General features: G+C 51.4%; 11 protein-coding genes. 8 read left to right on the top strand and 3 right to left on the bottom strand.

The window, feature by feature from the left end; all coding sequences use genetic code 11:
* Positions 1-25 precede the first annotated feature (25 nt).
* The gene (locus F3H12_RS08235; protein ID WP_149678869.1) at positions 26-1,774 is read right to left on the bottom strand and encodes an Rqc2 family fibronectin-binding protein; all 1,749 of its coding nucleotides are present in this window, start codon (positions 1,772-1,774) and stop codon (positions 26-28) included.
* A gap of 282 nt (positions 1,775-2,056) precedes the next feature.
* Between F3H12_RS08235 and F3H12_RS08230 the strand changes: the two genes are divergently transcribed.
* The 6 genes from F3H12_RS08230 (at position 2,057) to F3H12_RS08205 (ending at position 10,114) form a co-directional block, all read left to right on the top strand.
* Positions 2,057-2,881 carry a CvpA family protein gene (locus tag F3H12_RS08230; protein ID WP_149678868.1) on the top strand — a complete coding sequence of 275 codons (825 nt, stop codon included), beginning with the start codon at positions 2,057-2,059 and terminating at the stop codon, positions 2,879-2,881.
* A 114-nt stretch (positions 2,882-2,995) separates the two neighbouring features.
* Positions 2,996-3,925, top strand: coding sequence for a DMT family transporter (locus tag F3H12_RS08225; RefSeq protein ID WP_149678867.1), 930 nt, complete (start codon positions 2,996-2,998; stop codon positions 3,923-3,925).
* 77 nt (positions 3,926-4,002) lie between these two features.
* Positions 4,003-5,607 carry a hypothetical protein gene (locus F3H12_RS08220; RefSeq protein WP_149678866.1) on the top strand — a complete coding sequence of 535 codons (1,605 nt, stop codon included), beginning with the start codon at positions 4,003-4,005 and terminating at the stop codon, positions 5,605-5,607.
* 13 nt (positions 5,608-5,620) lie between these two features.
* A complete protein-coding gene (locus tag F3H12_RS08215; protein WP_188118445.1) occupies positions 5,621-7,159 on the top strand; it encodes an S-layer homology domain-containing protein in 1,539 nt (512 codons plus the stop codon).
* 128 nt (positions 7,160-7,287) lie between these two features.
* Positions 7,288-8,748, top strand: coding sequence for a S41 family peptidase (locus tag F3H12_RS08210; protein ID WP_149678864.1), 1,461 nt, complete (start codon positions 7,288-7,290; stop codon positions 8,746-8,748).
* Positions 8,749-8,881: 133 nt separating this feature from the next.
* Positions 8,882-10,114, top strand: a complete 1,233-nt coding sequence (locus tag F3H12_RS08205) for a DUF5711 family protein (protein ID WP_149678863.1) — start codon at positions 8,882-8,884, stop codon at positions 10,112-10,114.
* A gap of 23 nt (positions 10,115-10,137) precedes the next feature.
* On the opposite strand, the gene F3H12_RS08200 is transcribed toward F3H12_RS08205, so the two are convergent.
* A complete protein-coding gene (locus tag F3H12_RS08200) occupies positions 10,138-12,633 on the bottom strand; it encodes a helicase C-terminal domain-containing protein (protein WP_149678862.1) in 2,496 nt (831 codons plus the stop codon).
* A gap of 153 nt (positions 12,634-12,786) precedes the next feature.
* On the opposite strand from F3H12_RS08200, the gene F3H12_RS08195 reads away from it, so the two are divergent.
* Both F3H12_RS08195 and F3H12_RS08190 read left to right on the top strand, forming a co-directional pair.
* Positions 12,787-13,803: a hypothetical protein gene (locus F3H12_RS08195; RefSeq protein WP_149678861.1), complete on the top strand. Its 1,017-nt coding sequence runs from the start codon at positions 12,787-12,789 to the stop codon at positions 13,801-13,803.
* Positions 13,804-13,939: 136 nt separating this feature from the next.
* Entirely contained in the window at positions 13,940-14,173 is a 234-nt protein-coding gene (locus tag F3H12_RS08190) for a hypothetical protein (protein WP_149678860.1), read from the top strand.
* A gap of 278 nt (positions 14,174-14,451) precedes the next feature.
* Here the strand turns inward: F3H12_RS08190 and F3H12_RS08185 are convergent, their stop codons facing one another.
* Positions 14,452-15,753 carry a tyrosine-type recombinase/integrase gene (locus tag F3H12_RS08185; RefSeq protein WP_149678859.1) on the bottom strand — a complete coding sequence of 434 codons (1,302 nt, stop codon included), beginning with the start codon at positions 15,751-15,753 and terminating at the stop codon, positions 14,452-14,454.
* Between the last annotated feature and the right edge of the window lie 192 nt (positions 15,754-15,945).

Genomic DNA, 15,945 nt, shown 5'->3' with positions numbered 1-15,945 from the left:
AAGTGCCGGCTATTGCCTTGCGGCATCATGCTTCGCCTGTTTCAGGCGCCTTCGGCGTTGCCACAATCGTCTTATAGTTTACATAAATGACCATCCCGGGCTTGGCCCCGGATGGTTTTTTTACGTTACGGACCGGTGTGTAGTCCACTTCCACTTTGGGCGCTGAACGGGCCTTGCTGAACCAGGCGGCGTATCCGGCTGCTTCCTCCAGGGTACTGTCGGGGACCTGGCGACCTTCGGTCCGGATGATCACATGGGAGCCGGGGAAGTCCTTGACATGCAGCCAGATATCCTCATGCCTTGCCGTTTTCATGGTCAATCTGTCGTTCTGCTTGTTGTTCCGGCCGATGAAGATTTCAAATCCGTCGGAAGAAACCACCCGGATGGGTGAGGAATTCAGCCCGGTCTCCCTGCGTCCCTTTCTGGGAAGGGATTTCAGGTAGCCCTGTTCATAAAGCTCAAGGCGGATATCCTGGAGCTGACTGCTGTCTTCCGTGTTTTCTAGGGCGAGCATGACGCTCTCCAGCCATGACAGCTCTTTCTTAAGGCTTTCAATCTGGTTTTTTGCGTAATTGCAGGCGTTTTTGGCCTTGGCGTAGCGCCTGAAATAGTATTGGGCATTATCCTGCGGGCTTTTCTGGGGATCCAGCGGGATCTCCACATACTCCTCGCCCTCGGCATAATAATTGCGCAGGCGTGCGCTGTTCATACCCTTCTTCAGGGCATAGATGCTGGAAGTGATAAGCTCCCCGAACAGGCGGAACCGCTCGTAGTCCATGTTTTCCTCATAAACCTGGACATTGGCGGACAAGCGCTTCTCGCATTTTTCTATGTATTTGCCCACGGTCTTGGCCAGCTCATGGCTCTTCTGTGCATTGGCTTCCTTCATCAGGCGCGACCGGTAATAGGCGTCGACGGCCTGGCTGATGGTATCGTAATGCTTCCTGGAAGGATATTGGACCAGGTCGGTTATATGATAATCAACGGGCTTTCCGGATGCGGCGTCATGCACGACAACGGGGACCGGTCCCTGGTTCAGCAGGGTGTCCATCATGTTCCGCAAGGTTTCAGCAAGGCGTGCCGCTTCTTCGGAAGTCAGGCCCGAGGCAGATCTTCTTTCATCCAGTGATGCCCGGGCGCATAATTCCCGGCATAATACCGGGCTGAACCCCTGGAGCTTGTCCAGCAGGTAATTCTCGACCGAACGACCGGATTCCGAAAGGCCTTCGACAAGGATGGTCCGGGTGCTTTCAAGGGAGGGATCGAGCTTGCCCTGGGCCGGAGGAGCAATATAGGGCCTGGCCGGAAGCAGCTCACGAACACGGTTGACCTCGCTGTCCACATGGCGCATGGCATCGATGATTCGGTCCTCGCTGTTGAGCAGGATGATGTTGCTGTGCTTTCCCATGATCTCCACGACCAGTTTTTTATGGGCACGGTCCCCCAGCTCGTCCGTGGCTTCGGCTTCCATGGTGATCACCCGCTCGAAACCGCTGGTCTGAAAGCCCCTGATGATAGCGCCTGAAAGGTGTTTGCGAAGGAGCATGCAGAAAACGGGTGGATTGTCCGGGGTCTCATACTGGTTTTCGGTCAGGTGGATGCGGGGAAAGGAAGCGTTGCAGGATGCCAGAAGCCTGTGATTCTCACCGCCCGCCCGCACATGGAGAATGACCGTATCCCTGGATACCTGGTAGATCTTTCCGATCCTTCCGCCCGAAAGCTTCGTGTTCAGTTCCTGTGCCATAAAATGGGTCAGAATTCCGTCGAAGGGCATGTCTGTACCTCCATAAGCCAATAGCACTATTCTAGCAGAGTTTATGTTGCACTAATCTTAAAATTATTTTACAAAATAAATGCAAAATGATATAATGGGTCGAGAATTTCAAAAGCCTGAACAATAGGAGGGATAAGGGTGCTCTTTAAACGCAGATCAGTTATGATAGGCGTTTTGATTATGTCCATACTGCTCCTGATCAGCATTAACCTGTCTACCTTCATCAAGTAAGTATTACCCGGAAATGGGTTTATTGAGCATACAGGATCAGGGGGTGTTATTTTGGGATATGGCTACAGAAGACAACGACCGATCGTTGATTCCATAAGCAGGCTTCCGATTGCAATTCTCTTTTTGGCAGTGGTTCTCTTTATCGCTGCCGACCTGCTGTTCGGTTTCGATTTCAACGGGGTTGACTATGCCGTTGTCGGGATCATCGCATTGTTTGGACTGAAGGGCTATTTCCGCGGCCTCATCAATACGGTGTTCAGCCTTGCAGGCTACATACTCGGCATCATCTGTGCCTCGGTTTTTTCACCGAAGCTTGCGCTCCTGGCCATGCAGAAAACCGGACTGGGGAAAAGCATCGGTGAAAGGATAGACAGCCTTCTTCCGGCCATTTCCCAATTGCCCGCCATCAGCATCGAAGAGGCGGAATCATCCCTGAAATTGCTTGGAGAGAGCCCGGAAGTCAACCAGGTCATATCCGGGAACCCTTTCCTCAGGCAACTCCTGGTGATAACCAATTCGGCTGCCGATATCGGATCCCTTTATGAGGATACGGTTGTTACATTGAATGACATGCTGACCTTCACTATCCTGAAGGTCCTGGCTGTCGTTGTTATTTTTATCGCTGTCAAGCTGCTGGTCGTGGTGATAGGGAAGATCCTGACCACTGTCCTGAACTGCAGCACCATCATGGGTACGGCGAACCGGACCGGAGGCCTGGCCCTTGGACTTGGTGTCGGTATCATCATCGCTTACCTGGTTTTTGCCATCATCATACCGTTTGTCGGATCGCTGAGCATCATTCAAATACCCGATGCTTTTTCGGAATCTGTTGTTATGGGATGGTTTAACCATCTCATCATGGCCATGAACGGTTAGAAGTGACCAAAAGGAAACCGGGCCTGAAGAAAGCCGGGAAGCCAGGGGTTATTCAGCATCGCGGCCGGTTCGTTTCGTGACCGAAATCTCAATTGTACAAGGAAGTTAGCTGCCATGACACGACAACTCAAGGCTGACCTTGCCATACTCAGCATTACTGTGGTTTGGGGATCGTCATTCATCCTCATGAAGAATATCACAGGCAATATCCCTTTCTATGCCTACCTGTTTCTCAGATTCGCAGTGGCCGGGATTCTCCTGGCTTTGATTTTTGTCAGAGAAATCGGGAGAATCAGCTTAAAAGCCCTGTTTCAGGGAACCGTGATTGGCTTGACCCTTTTTGGGGGGATGTCCCTGCAGTACATCGGGCTTAATTATACCAGCGCGTCTCATTCGGCCTTTATCACAGGTCTGAATGTCGTCATGGTGCCTGTGATTTCAGCTGTTTACCTGAAGAAAAAACCGCCTGTCCGGGCTGTGATTGGCGTGCTGCTGGCAACGGCCGGCTTGTTTTTCTTAAGCGGAGGTTTTTCGGGGGACTGGAATATCGGCGACACGCTGACGCTATTATGCGCTGTATGCTTTGCGCTCCAGATCATCTTTATTGACAAGTTTGCCCAGCAAACCGATGCCAGACACCTGGCCGTTGTGCAAATCCTTTCAGCCGCGCTGATGTACGGCATGCTCTGGCTGGTTTACGGGCTTTCGGGCGAGCGGACGCCGGTCACCATCGATACCCGGGTTATTCTGACCGTTTTATATACCGGGGCATTGTGTACCGCATTTGCCTATGGGGTTCAGACCATCGCCCAGCAATATACCACTCCCACCCGGACAGCGCTGCTTTTAACATTTGAGCCTGTATTCGGGGCACTCTTTGCGCTCATCATACCCGGTGCCGGGGGAGTGACCGAGCGGCTCACCCTGAATACGGGCATGGGATGTCTGCTGATTTTCGCCGGCATGATCATCACAGAGGTCCGGTTCCGGGAACTCAAGGGATCTTCCGGCGGAAAACCGCACCATAATGTAACAAAAAGGTAATCCTGACCGGCTTTATATGACGCTTTCATATGCCGATATTTTAGAAGAGTGAAGTATTGGGAATGGAGGCATTCAAATTGCGTTTCATCAAATCTGCCATGGTCTTCGCCATGCTGCTGTGCCTTGTCTTCAGCGGTCAGGCTGCCGTTGTTTCGGAAGCAGCCGGAGAGGAAGCGGAAGGCTATATCAGCGGAGTGGTCAGGGAAGTCAATCCGTCGCTGGGGTATATTACCCTCTACCGCTGGGACGGTTCGGGCATGTCCCCGGAAGCGCAGGACAACCTGACAAGATTTAGGACTTACAGTTTTGCCTACAGCATTCCCGTGACACGGGACGAACACCAGGCTGCCCTTGAGGATGTGCAGCCCGGCGATTATGCCTTTATCCAGCTGGATGAAGAAGGATATGTGGCCTGGCTGAGCACCCGAAGTTACTATAAACCCATATACGGCACCATTTACAGGGTGAATCTGGCCAGCCCCGTGCTTAAGCAGGATGATGGGATATACCGCAGTATATCGGTTGCTGTGAATGTACCCATCTACCAAAACGATCAGTTGATAGCCCGCAACCAGATCCAGGAAGGCGACAGGGTGAGAATTCTGGCCCAGATCGATGGTACCAATGTTCATGTGCAGGGGATTGAGCTTCTGAAGGATCCCAAACCGGTTTCGGCCATTTATCGCGGAAACGTGGAATACTACGATGAACTGAACAATACGCTGGCCTTGTCAGGTGTTCAGGAATTTGTCAACGGCCGTTGGGAATACTCCTCCTTCATAGGCGTCAGATCTTTCCCATACAGCCGCGACTATAAGGACAGGCCGTCCGGACGTATCTCCGGTATGGCCTATATCGCCGTTCAGGAAGATATTAACGGGGAAGACAGTATCGTCATGGCGGCTTTCAGATCCAAACCCCAAAATGAAATGGTCTTTACGGATAATGTACTTGCCCTGTCCAATACCCTCAACCGCCTGGAACTTCAGAATACATCCCAGGTGATCGGTTTTGACGCCGGCACCATTGCGGTCAAGAACGGCAGGCTGGTGGACATGGGGTCGTTGAATACCATGGACAATGTGCAGCTTTCGGCGGATAAACCCATCGGTTCCAGTATCCTTGTAAGCCAGGTGGTTGTGAGCAATACGAGCAAGGGCATGGGAAGCCTGGCCATATACAGGGGCAGGATAAAGACAGTGGATCCGCTGAGATCCTTTACTGTTGAGTCCTTCGCCGAGCTTTCCGGCTCAAAATGGCTGTTCAGTAATACGCCGAAAACCTTCGGCATCGATCTTTCCACCACAAGGCTCCTTGAGAACTCAGGAACAGGCAATATGCTGACTTTCGATGAAAACTTTGTCACCCAGAGCGTATATATCGTGGAAGACACCGGCAAGACCCTTTTGGTCAGCACGGCTCCCTATGCGGACGTCCAGGAAAGGGGCAGGGTGATGAGCCTGACGGATAACGGGTTCAGGCTCAGGGAAGCCATGATGTATAACAGCAGCAAACGGGTCTGGACGAGTGCACCTAACAGGGATGTCAATGTACCGGCAAACGCCATCATCATAAAAGACGGCAAAACGGCCGACCTGTCAGCCATCCGTCCGGGAGATTCTGTCCGCATTGTCAGCAACAATGCGAACCGGGACGGCATTATCATCATTGTTGAGTCATGAGGAGGGGCCCGGAATGAAAGCAGGATTGCTGAAAAAGATCAGCGTTGTCGTAATGACGATCATCATGCTCATGATGCCCACGGAAGTCCTGGCCGTTGAGGGCACCCTGGGCTACGAGGGCGGCATCTCGGCCGTCAATACCAATGTGAAAAACGGCTATTACTATACCGAGATGTGCTTTGTCAGCGGAAAACCAATATATCTTACAGGCACGCTGACCATTGACAAACGCGTAAGGAATAACGTGGAAACGGCTACCTATACCTACATGCTGGCGAATGCGGAAGAGCAGGCGACGCTGGAGCGGGTCATTATCTATGAGACCGTTTCCGAGACCAAGCCCAACGGGCAAATCACCGAATCCACACGGCTGAGCACCACCACCAGCCGACCGTTCAGGGAGCAGATTGACATTGGTGGTACGCAATATATCCTGAGTGAATACAGCTTTTCCAAGTCGCTGCTGACGGACCCCAAGCCGGCCATCAACTACTATGCCGGGGAATTTGCCGGCAGAAAGGTTTATCGGATCAACAACAACAGCAATAATACGGTTACGGTGGGGATCTCCGGCAAGCTGTACGCCTATGACCAGTACTGGAGTTCCACCCAGACGCAGAAAATCCAGTACACCCTGGAGACGCGCATTTTGGATGGGAACACACCCTACCAGTGGGGAGGCTCGGCCGAAGTGACCGTGTCCACCACCAGGCGCCAGCAGATCAAGTATGCTGAAAATGAACCCTGGCAGATCAGCTTTGACGGGGGCTATGTGAGGCGAACATGGGAGGAGGCTATCCTGGATTATCACGCAAGGCTTCCTGAATTCGACAGCAACAATATGCCTACCCCCGTGATCAAGGATTATAAAAGCAGGACCAATATCACCGTACCGCCGGTGCTGGAGCGGCTCATGGTGCCCGATATCAGGCAGCTTGACGGTCACTGGGCTCAGGAGCCCGTCAGCATCCTTTTCGGCCTGGGGGTCATTCCGGGCACCGGTGAGAATTACAATATCAATAAATACGTTACCCGCCGCGAGTTTGTTGTCATGCTGATGCAGGCGGTGAGGGACATTCCCGAGGCTCCCAAGTTGAAGACCTCCACGATCACGACCAACAGAAACAGGAGCAAAACCGTGGAAGTATCGCCGTTCCTGGATGTCTCTGTGGACGATCCCGACTACGCTTTGATCAAACGCGCCTATGAAAAGAAGATAATCACCGGTACGGGCAATTCCTATTTCCAGCCTGACGCCTACGTCACTTATGCGGAAGCCATAAAGATGATCGTCAATGCTCTGGGATTGGAAAACCTTGCGCCGCCCTACAGCAATACGCCTTATGTGGATAACGACAGCATACCGGCCTATGCCAGGAACGCTGCCGCTGTGGCTTACAGCCTGGGCATCTTCCAGGGAGATGAAAGGGGATACTTTAACCCTTCGGGCCGTATCACCAATGAACAGGCTGCCAAGCTGTTCTATAACCTGATCCGGTATATGGGCGATGAACTGGTAAAGGATTACGCGGACAGAATGCTCTCCTTCTGATACCGATTTTCTTTACAGTACCGATATGATACAATGTTGTTGAGGATCCCTGGGGTTTCTGTTTGGATAGCGGACCGTCAGGGTTCCTTGCATATATAGGCGAGAATAGCCACCTGGAGGTGGGATTTATGAAAAAACTGGCAACCATACTGGTTCTCTGCGTCTTGCTCCTTACATCGACCATCCCGGCCATGGGGATGGATTACGGGGACTATCTCAACAGTGCCCTCGAGTTCATGCAGGATATGTACTATCTGGATGTGAACGATGAAGAGACGATTAAAGCGGCTTTGAAGGGCATGTTTGGAAATCTGGATCCGTACAGCGGCTTCTTCGACAATCAGGAAACCCAGCAGCTCAATGACAGCCTGCAGGGAAGCTTCGTCGGGATTGGGGCATCCCTTGAAAAGTGCGACGAAGGGGTACGAATCGTGAAGGTATATGAGGAATCGCCGGCAGAAAAGGCGGGGCTGCGCGATGGGGATATCATTCTGGCTGTCGACGGTGTTTCCACCTTCGGCAAGGAAGCCAGCGCCGTGGCATCCGAGATACGGGGTGAAAAAGGGACCAGAGTGACCCTGACCATCCAGCGGCAATCCGAAAAACTGGATATCACCGTCCGGAGAGATCAGGTAACGCTCAACCCGGTTTCGTGGAGAATTGAGGGAGATGTGGCATACATCTATATAGAATCCTTCACCGGCAGCACGGGCGCTCAATTCGGCAAGGCGATAGATGAAATAGCACGCAGGGGCGTAACCAGGATTCTGCTGGATTTGAGGGACAACGCCGGCGGGTTTGTTGACGAAGCTGTGGCTGTCGCCAGAAGGATTGTTCCGGAAGGCCTGATCACCAGGCTTGATTTCAAATCCGAAAGGCTGACCGATAAAACGTATTATTCCGATCTCAGGAATTCTCCCTACATCATGGCTGTTCTGGTCAATGAACATACGGCCAGCGCTGCCGAGATCCTTGCAGGTGCCATCCAGGACTCCGGAAAAGGTGTTCTGATAGGGCAGAAGACCTATGGCAAAGGGGTTGTCCAGAACATGTTCTATGTTCTCACCCCCGAGGCATACGCCAAATACAGCAAGAAATACGGCCTGCATTACATCACAGCCGTCGAATGGCTTGCCTATCAGGGCTTGTTCCTGGAACCCGACGAACTTCTGGGCACCATCAAGATTACCACCGGTCATTATCTGACGCGAAACGGCAGGACCATCCATGGGGTCGGGCTGGCACCCGATATCGAGATTGCAGCCAGAAATCTTCCCAACGGCATCGACCTGGCGCTTGTGACCCCTCTGGGCAATACCGAAACGCTGACTCCGGGGGCATACGGACATGATGTCTATCAGGCAGAGAAAATTCTCCGGGCGGCTGGTTATTTTGAAAGCAGTCCCGACAGGATGATGGACCAGGAGACGCAGGAAGCGGTCAGGCGGTTCCAGGCTGAAAACCAGATTCCTGTCAGCGGGAATATTGATATCCAGACAAGGGATAAGTTCAACGAATGCCTCAATACATTGCGGGCTGAACACGATCCGGCCTTTACGAGAGGACTGTACCTGTTGGAATCCTTCTGATGAGGTTTCTGGCCGACCCTCGGTTAACTTTTGGCATGACGGAATTACAGAGAGAAAAGACAGATGATCAGGGATTTTTTCTGAGCTTTTGGATGATTGCCATTTCCGGGTAACAAAGGAGAACGCGTGATCCATGCAGGAAACAAAGGATGAAGTACAATACCGTTTTCATTTGCGCAGATTCTTGGCTTTTATACTGCTGGTACTGGCGGTGATCCTTGTCGCCTTGTACTCTTTCTTTAGCATCAACCCGCTGGATATCTTCAGGACAGGCCTGGACGGCACGTACAGGCAAATGGTTGATGTGATGGAAGCGTCTGCCCAGAAAGTTGTTGAGATTCCACTTGACGGCACTTTGACCCAATCCGGACTGGACACCTTGACGGGGAATATCATTGTGGGCTCCATCAGCACGGTAAAGTGTTTCGACAGTGCAGGCAACCAGCTCTGGTATGTCCCTGTCAGCCTGAAAAAACCTCTGATCCGGACCCAGGGCAATGATGTACTGGTTGCCGATTTGGGCGGAAGATATCTGGGGGTTGTCAGGGATGGCCAGATCCTGTGGGATAAAACCCTAGATGTGGACATCGTCAATGCGGGCATTTTTGAAAACTGGATCCTTGTGATCACCAAGAGCGATCAGGTCGGATATAAAAGGATTCTTCGGGCATATTCCCGGGAAGGCCAGGAAATTGTTTTGCGGAATATATCCGAGTATTATCCCTTTGCCATTTTCCATTATCCCCAGTTTGACCATACCGCCTTCATTGTCTGCGGTGTGGATACCCAAAGCCTTGAGGCCACATCCCTTTTTGAATTCCTGGATTTGTCCATGAATCAGAGAGGCAGCATCCGCGACAGCGCAGGCCGGGAGGATCTGTTTGTAGGCGCCCTGCCCCTTGCGGATGCAAGACTGCTGCTGTACGGCGAGAAGGACCTGATATGCATCGGCAAGGACATGGGCATGATCTGGCGGTTGGATTTGGAAAGCGATTACCTGACTGCCTGTGCAAATGCACAGAATGGCATCACCGTGGCCGCTGTTTTGGACGGCGAGATACTCAGCAGGGAAAAACGCATGCAGACTTCGCTCAAAGCCATCGACAGCAGCGGAACGACCAGGGAATGGCTGGTGTTCGATGCGGAAATCACCCAGATTAAGACCAGCGGCCGAACCATTGCCTGTGCGGCAGGATCCGAGGTATACTTTCTGAATGACAGCGGTGAGGTGATAGATGTCTATACCTCATTATCCAAAGTCGACAGCATCTGTCTTGCCAGCGAAAGCCTGGCCTATGTGGCCAGCGGCGGGAAGCTGGTGGCGGTTCGTGTGAATGTTCCAAAGAAGTTCCTGGGTATTTTCTAGAAAAGACAGCCCGGATGATTTTGTCAGCTCTTCTCCCAGAATTGCCTGACGCATGCCTCAATGTCGACGCCCATGGAAGTCCGGGGAATGGGGCACCATTCATCTGGAAGGAGCCTGATGCAGTCCGGCTGAGCGAAGCGGGAATCGATCAGCAGCAGAGCTCCCCGGTCATTTTCCGTCCGTATCAGCCGCCCTGAGGCCTGGAGCACACGGTTGATGCCGGGATAGGTATAGGCATAGGAGAACCCGCTGCCCAGCTTTTCATCATAATAGCGGCGCATGATCTCCAGTTCCGGGCAGACTTGGGGCAAGCCGATGCCTACGATGACCACGCCGGTGAGCCGGTCGCCCACAAGATCAATACCCTCGCCAAAGATTCCGCCCATGACGCAAAAACCAATCCGCGTGACGTCTCCGAAATTGTCAAACTCTTTCAGAAAAGCGCTTCGTGAAGCTTCATCCATTTCCCGTTCCTGGCAAAGGACTCTGAAAGTACCCCCAAGCTCCCTGAAAATCTCCAGAACGTCGGTCATGTACTGGTAGGAGGGGAAAAAGACCATATAGTTGCCGGTGCGGCATTTCACCCACTGATGTATGGCGAGGGCGACGCGTTCCAGGTATTTTTCCCTGTACCGGAAACGGGTCTCCACGCAGTCTTCGTTGACCACGAGCAGGTTCTCCCGGGGAAAGGGCGAAGGCAGCCTGAGGGTGGCATCCTCGCGGCGTCCCCCCAGGATATCCCGGAAGTAGGACAGCGGTGAAAGGGTGGCCGAAAAAAGGATGGCTGAACGGGCCGTATCCATGATCTTGTCCAGCATGCCGCCCGGATCCAGGCACAGCAGGGTCAGCCTGAGATGGCTTCCTGTTCCGGTTATCATCGTACGATATTCGGAGGAGTAAAGCTCCGCTATGTTCTTGAAATGCAGCAGGTCGAAAAATAGGGTGACCAAATCCTCGGTATATTCCTTTTCCTCATCGCCGCGGGTCAGCATCCAGAGCTCGGTCTCGCTGATGAAAGCCTCAACCGGAGCCAAAAGGGCATCCGGAAGGACGGGTGAGGCATGGTAACTTACGCCTGCCGCCTCGTTCCTGTCCTGTGCCGTTTGCTTTTCCAGGGAAGCAAGGGTTCGGCTGATGCCGCGGAGCGATTTGGCCACAGCCGGCAGATCCTCCCTGATGCGTCTGGCCATCTCCAGGACTTCCTTTTTGCTGATGGAGGCTGAATAAATCTCGCGGGCGCGGTCGAACAGGTTGTGGGCTTCGTCGATGAGAAGTACGCAGTCTTCGCGGGATTTCTGCTGGAAGAACCTCTTAAGGCTGACCCTGGGATCGAATACATAGTTGTAGTCACATATGATCACATCGCACTGGAGCGCCAGATCCAGGCTGAATTCAAATGGGCACAGGGTGTGTTTCATGGCTGTCTCGGCGATATTGTCCCTGTGGTAGGTATCCGTCTTCCGGATGAGTTCCTTTATCGCCTTCCTGGAACGGGAGGCATAGCCCTGGAGATAGATGCATTTCTCGGAATAGCATTCCCGTATGAGATGGGGGCAGATCTTGTCCTTGGCAGTCAGAGTCAAAACCCTGAGGCGCAGGCCCTGGTCCGCCAGAAGCTTCAGGGCGTTTTCCGCAACGTGCTGTGTGGTGGTTTTGGCGGTCAGATAAAAGATGCGCTGGATGCTGCCTTCGGCAAGGGCTTTGATGGCTGGATAAAGGACGCCCATGGTCTTGCCGGTACCGGTAGGCGCCTGGGCAAAGAGCCGCTTGCCGTCCTGGATACATCTGTAGGTGTTATAGGCCAGAAGCTTTTGACCGGTCCGGTAGGCCGGATAGGGGAATTCCAGGGCCTGGATGGACAGATCCCGCACCTGGCGCCATTTGGCCTGGGACAGGGCCCATCCCGCGAAAGGATGGACCAGGCTCTTCATGAATTTTTCAAGAGCATCCCGACTGAAAGTCCGCTCAAAGCTTTTTTCCTTCCCGCTGGCACGATGGAGATAGGTGAGGCGTACGGTGATCCTTTGCAGGTTTTTGTGGGCGGCATAGATGAAGGCATAGCACTTGCCCTGGGCCCAGTGGGCCTCGCTGAAGTCTTCGTGTATCTCTGAAAGTTGAGTGGATGTGGTTTTGATCTCATGGATGATGGCCTCGTTCTCCAGTTCCCAGATACCGTCTGCCCGCCCGCTGATCTCCACGATGCAGTTTTTTGTCCTGCAGGAATAGGTGAGATAGACTTCCGGACGGTAGGTGCCCAGGGCCTTGTGGCGGTTCTGGATTTCCGCATGGGCCTGTGAACCTTCCTGGAGCTGGGCGTAGGAGGTGAAAGACCAGGTGGTGTCTTCAGGGATTGAAAAAGCTACCAGGTTTCGAACCGAGACCTTAAAAACCGGATATGGCTGTTCCTGTTCTGCGTCGTCAGCCCGGACGAAATTGCCGGTACTCTCGTCGGCAAAAGACTTCTCCTCTGTTTCGATGATCGCCGGTTCAGTTGTCTTGCCTTTTTTCTTTCTCGCCAATCCGGTTTACTTCCTCTCTGAGAACATATGTTCACCTTTATTTTACTTGATAGGGCAACCTGTGGCAAGGTGCCGGAAAGGAAGGTAAGGCCTTACGGAATGATGGGAAATGTTTTTTCTCAACGGTGGTATAATGGACGGGGAGGGATGGCGATGGAACTCATCGAAAGATACCTGTACGCGGTATGCAGAAAAATGCCTTCCAGGCTCAGAAAAGATGCCGAAAAGCAGCTTCGGTCATCAATCATGCATGAGCTGGAAGCACGCATCCCCGACGGGACTCCCGGTGAAAAAGAGATTGTGGATGTTCTGCGCCGATTCGGACCGCCGGACAAGGTTGCCCGCCAATATGCCGGCAAATGGCTCTACGTCATCGGTCCCGAGCTTTATGATCTATACTTCCTGTTGGTGAAACTGGCCTCGCTGTGCGTTCTGGTCTACGTTTTCACAAGTTTTGCCCTTGAGAGGCTGCAGAACGGCTTCGGCGCGGGGGATATTCCCGGCCTGGTCTGGCGGATGTGTACTGGAATATTTGCCGCCATAGGAGCCGTTACAGTGGTTTTTATATTGGCTGAACGGTTGAGCCCCGGCTCGGAACCGGAAACAGGACGGGACGATGCGGATTGGGATCCCGAAAGCCTCCCCGAAGTTCCCGGCCCCGGTGAAGCCATCAGGGTATCGGACGTCGTCTTCGGCCTGATCTTTACGCTGCTGCTCTTTATCTTCCTGAACTTCTACCCGCTCCTTGTCCGGAACTACTTCCAGACCGATGATCCGGAGGTCGCAAAACTGGTCTCCCTGGTGGATCTGGGCGTCATAAAACCATACATGGTCTATATCAATATCCTTTTCGTCCTGGCCTTCCTGAAATTTTTCCTGCTGCTGAAGGATGGCCGGTACAGGCTTTATACCCTGACGATGGAAATCATCGGCGATTTGGGTTCGCTGATCATTCTGGTTCAGCTGTTGCTGGGACCTGCAATTGTGGAGGTTCCTTCACAGAACCTGGGGGCCGTGGACATGGCGGAACTGACCCGTCTCATGGACGTGATATCCATGCTTTACAGGGGGATTCTCCTGGTCTCCGGGGTTGCTCTGGCCGCAGATCTGGTCGGAAACACGCTGAAGTTCACGCGCTGTCTTGCCAAATACAGGGAGCGGGCCGGCTGAATCCGGTCTGTCGATTAAAAGGTTCCAGTATTTGCTTCATGCAATCGTACCGCATCGGGTATGAACAGGAGCATATCGGCGCATATTGATAGCGATGGGACATGCTCCATGCCTGATGATCGGAAAGGATGATTGCATGAAAAACAACCAGAAGCGGGACAAACTGTTCGTCAACCAGATAAATACGCCCAATGAAGTGAAAAAGGCTTCCAGGGAACCAAAGGGCTATGCCGATTCGGAACCCTTCTGCATCATGGCCAATCAAAGGCATGCGGTGGGCTCAAAAATCATGAACCGGGACGGTACCGAGACGGTTTGCACCGAAAAAGGATGGCAGAAGGAGAGCCATCGGGAAAGCGAAAAGAAATAGGTACCCGGATGCCGCACATGCAGCTTGAAATGAAAAAAATCCTATTCATGAGTTCAAAACTCCTGAATAGGATTTTAAACAGTGGCAGGGGAGACAGGACTTGAACCCGCGGCACGCGGTTTTGGAGTGCGTTATTGTACTTTTCGTAGTTGTTCCTGACTTTCTGGAACTCGCTATATTAAAGGGTTTTACTTTTTGTAGCTTTCTTTATATTCCCGTATTTTTGACTACTATTCGGTACTTGTAGTAGTCAAATAGTAGTCAAAAAAAGCAGGCGCTTATGCCTGCTTGGGTAACTCTTTTTTCTTTTTAAACAAGTTTTCGAGCTTTGCAGCTGCTTCCCTATCGGGTTTTTTCAAGAAGTGTGAGTATATACTGGTAGTTGTAGTTGCTTTACTATGGCCCAGCCTTTTGGCTACTGTCTGAACATCCACACCTTCTGCTATCAGTAGGCTGGCGTTTGTATGCCGGAGCCCATGGAAAGTGAGTTCAGGAAGATTATACTTCTCTCTGAACTTTTTCCACCATTTTGAAGGCGTTGACGGATGAATAGGCTTTCCATTCCATTGTACAAATACCCTGTTGCTTTCACGACCATCGCTATCTTTATACCATAAATCGCCAACTTTGAGCTTCTGTTCATTCCACCACTTTCTGTATTCTTTAACCTGATCTACTACTATATCAGGCAATGCAATAACTCTTATGCTACTTTCATTTTTGGGGCTTTTTGTAAACGTACCAATGCCAGGAATATATTGTGATGCCTTATTGATAGTTAATAGTTTGTTATCTAAATCGATATCAGGCCAATCAATACCATCTAATTCCCCAAGGCGTACACCACTAAAAATGGTCAAATACATCATTGTACGGTACTTTATTGGTTCTTTGTCTAATAAATTCAGTACCAGTTCCACAGTATCCTCATCGTAATGGGGAGCCTCTTTTTTCTCTACCTTTGGCGGTTTAATTCTTGCTGCCGGATTGCTCAATATTAGCTGCCAATGAACAGCAGTTTGAAGAATAGAGGATATCAGCCTATGATGATGTTTAATGGTCTGATCTGAGAGCGGAGCGGGTTCACCACTAGTTGTAAATATACTGTCAATAGGCACTTCTAACACGTTGCTTATAGCAACGGCGGTTGTATACTTAACTGATTTACCATTCAATACTTTTCGGACCGTTCGGATTTGAAGGTCAGCTTTTTCTGCTAATTCTTTATCTGTGATTGCTTTCTCCTTGATAACCTTTCGCAGTTCGTTAGCTTTTGCGATATAGGTTGTATCTTCGCGGATCCCTCTCTCTTTAAGATTTGCATAAAATTCAAGTAGATGAGTTGGCTGTATTTTATCAAGCCGTATATGACCTAATGCTGGCAATATTCTTGACAGCAATTGCTGATACCGATGGAATGTTTTTGGTGCTAATTCTGAGGATGCATAATCCTTGATCCACTTCTCAACAAATTCTGCAAATGTCATTTTTGAACCGTCCAGGCACTGTCCTGTTTCAACCTGCCGTTCAAATTCCAGGGCTATCTTCCGTAATTCTTTCTCCCACTGCTTGTCCGTCATGCCTGGAGGTCGCTTTATAGTCTGGGTCTTGGTTAGTTTTTTGCCGGTTATATCGTAGCCACAGGAGACGATTATCTGATATGAATTTTCCCCTCTTTATAATGATACCAGAAATTAAGACAGACAAAACGGCCAAAATAAGTTAGTATGGAACTATGGAAAAGAGAAGAAATTTTACACCGGAAGAAAAAG

This window comes from Thermoclostridium caenicola (assembly GCF_900142095.1).
In the GTDB taxonomy this organism is placed as follows: Bacteria; Bacillota; Clostridia; order DSM-8532; family DSM-8532; genus Thermoclostridium_A; species Thermoclostridium_A caenicola.
The sequence above is the reverse complement of the archived record's forward strand: the minus strand, read 5'-3'. Positions and strand labels throughout refer to the sequence as shown.

Coding starts and splice junctions, on each gene's coding strand:
- F3H12_RS08205 (WP_149678863.1), top strand. CDS start 8,882: ATGCAGGAAACAAAGGATGAAGTACAATACCGTTTTCATTTGCGCAGA.
- F3H12_RS08185 (WP_149678859.1), bottom strand. CDS start 15,753: ATGACGGACAAGCAGTGGGAGAAAGAATTACGGAAGATAGCCCTGGAA.
- F3H12_RS08215 (WP_188118445.1), top strand. CDS start 5,621: ATGAAAGCAGGATTGCTGAAAAAGATCAGCGTTGTCGTAATGACGATC.
- F3H12_RS08195 (WP_149678861.1), top strand. CDS start 12,787: ATGGAACTCATCGAAAGATACCTGTACGCGGTATGCAGAAAAATGCCT.
- F3H12_RS08225 (WP_149678867.1), top strand. CDS start 2,996: ATGACACGACAACTCAAGGCTGACCTTGCCATACTCAGCATTACTGTG.
- F3H12_RS08190 (WP_149678860.1), top strand. CDS start 13,940: ATGAAAAACAACCAGAAGCGGGACAAACTGTTCGTCAACCAGATAAAT.
- F3H12_RS08210 (WP_149678864.1), top strand. CDS start 7,288: ATGAAAAAACTGGCAACCATACTGGTTCTCTGCGTCTTGCTCCTTACA.
- F3H12_RS08235 (WP_149678869.1), bottom strand. CDS start 1,774: ATGCCCTTCGACGGAATTCTGACCCATTTTATGGCACAGGAACTGAAC.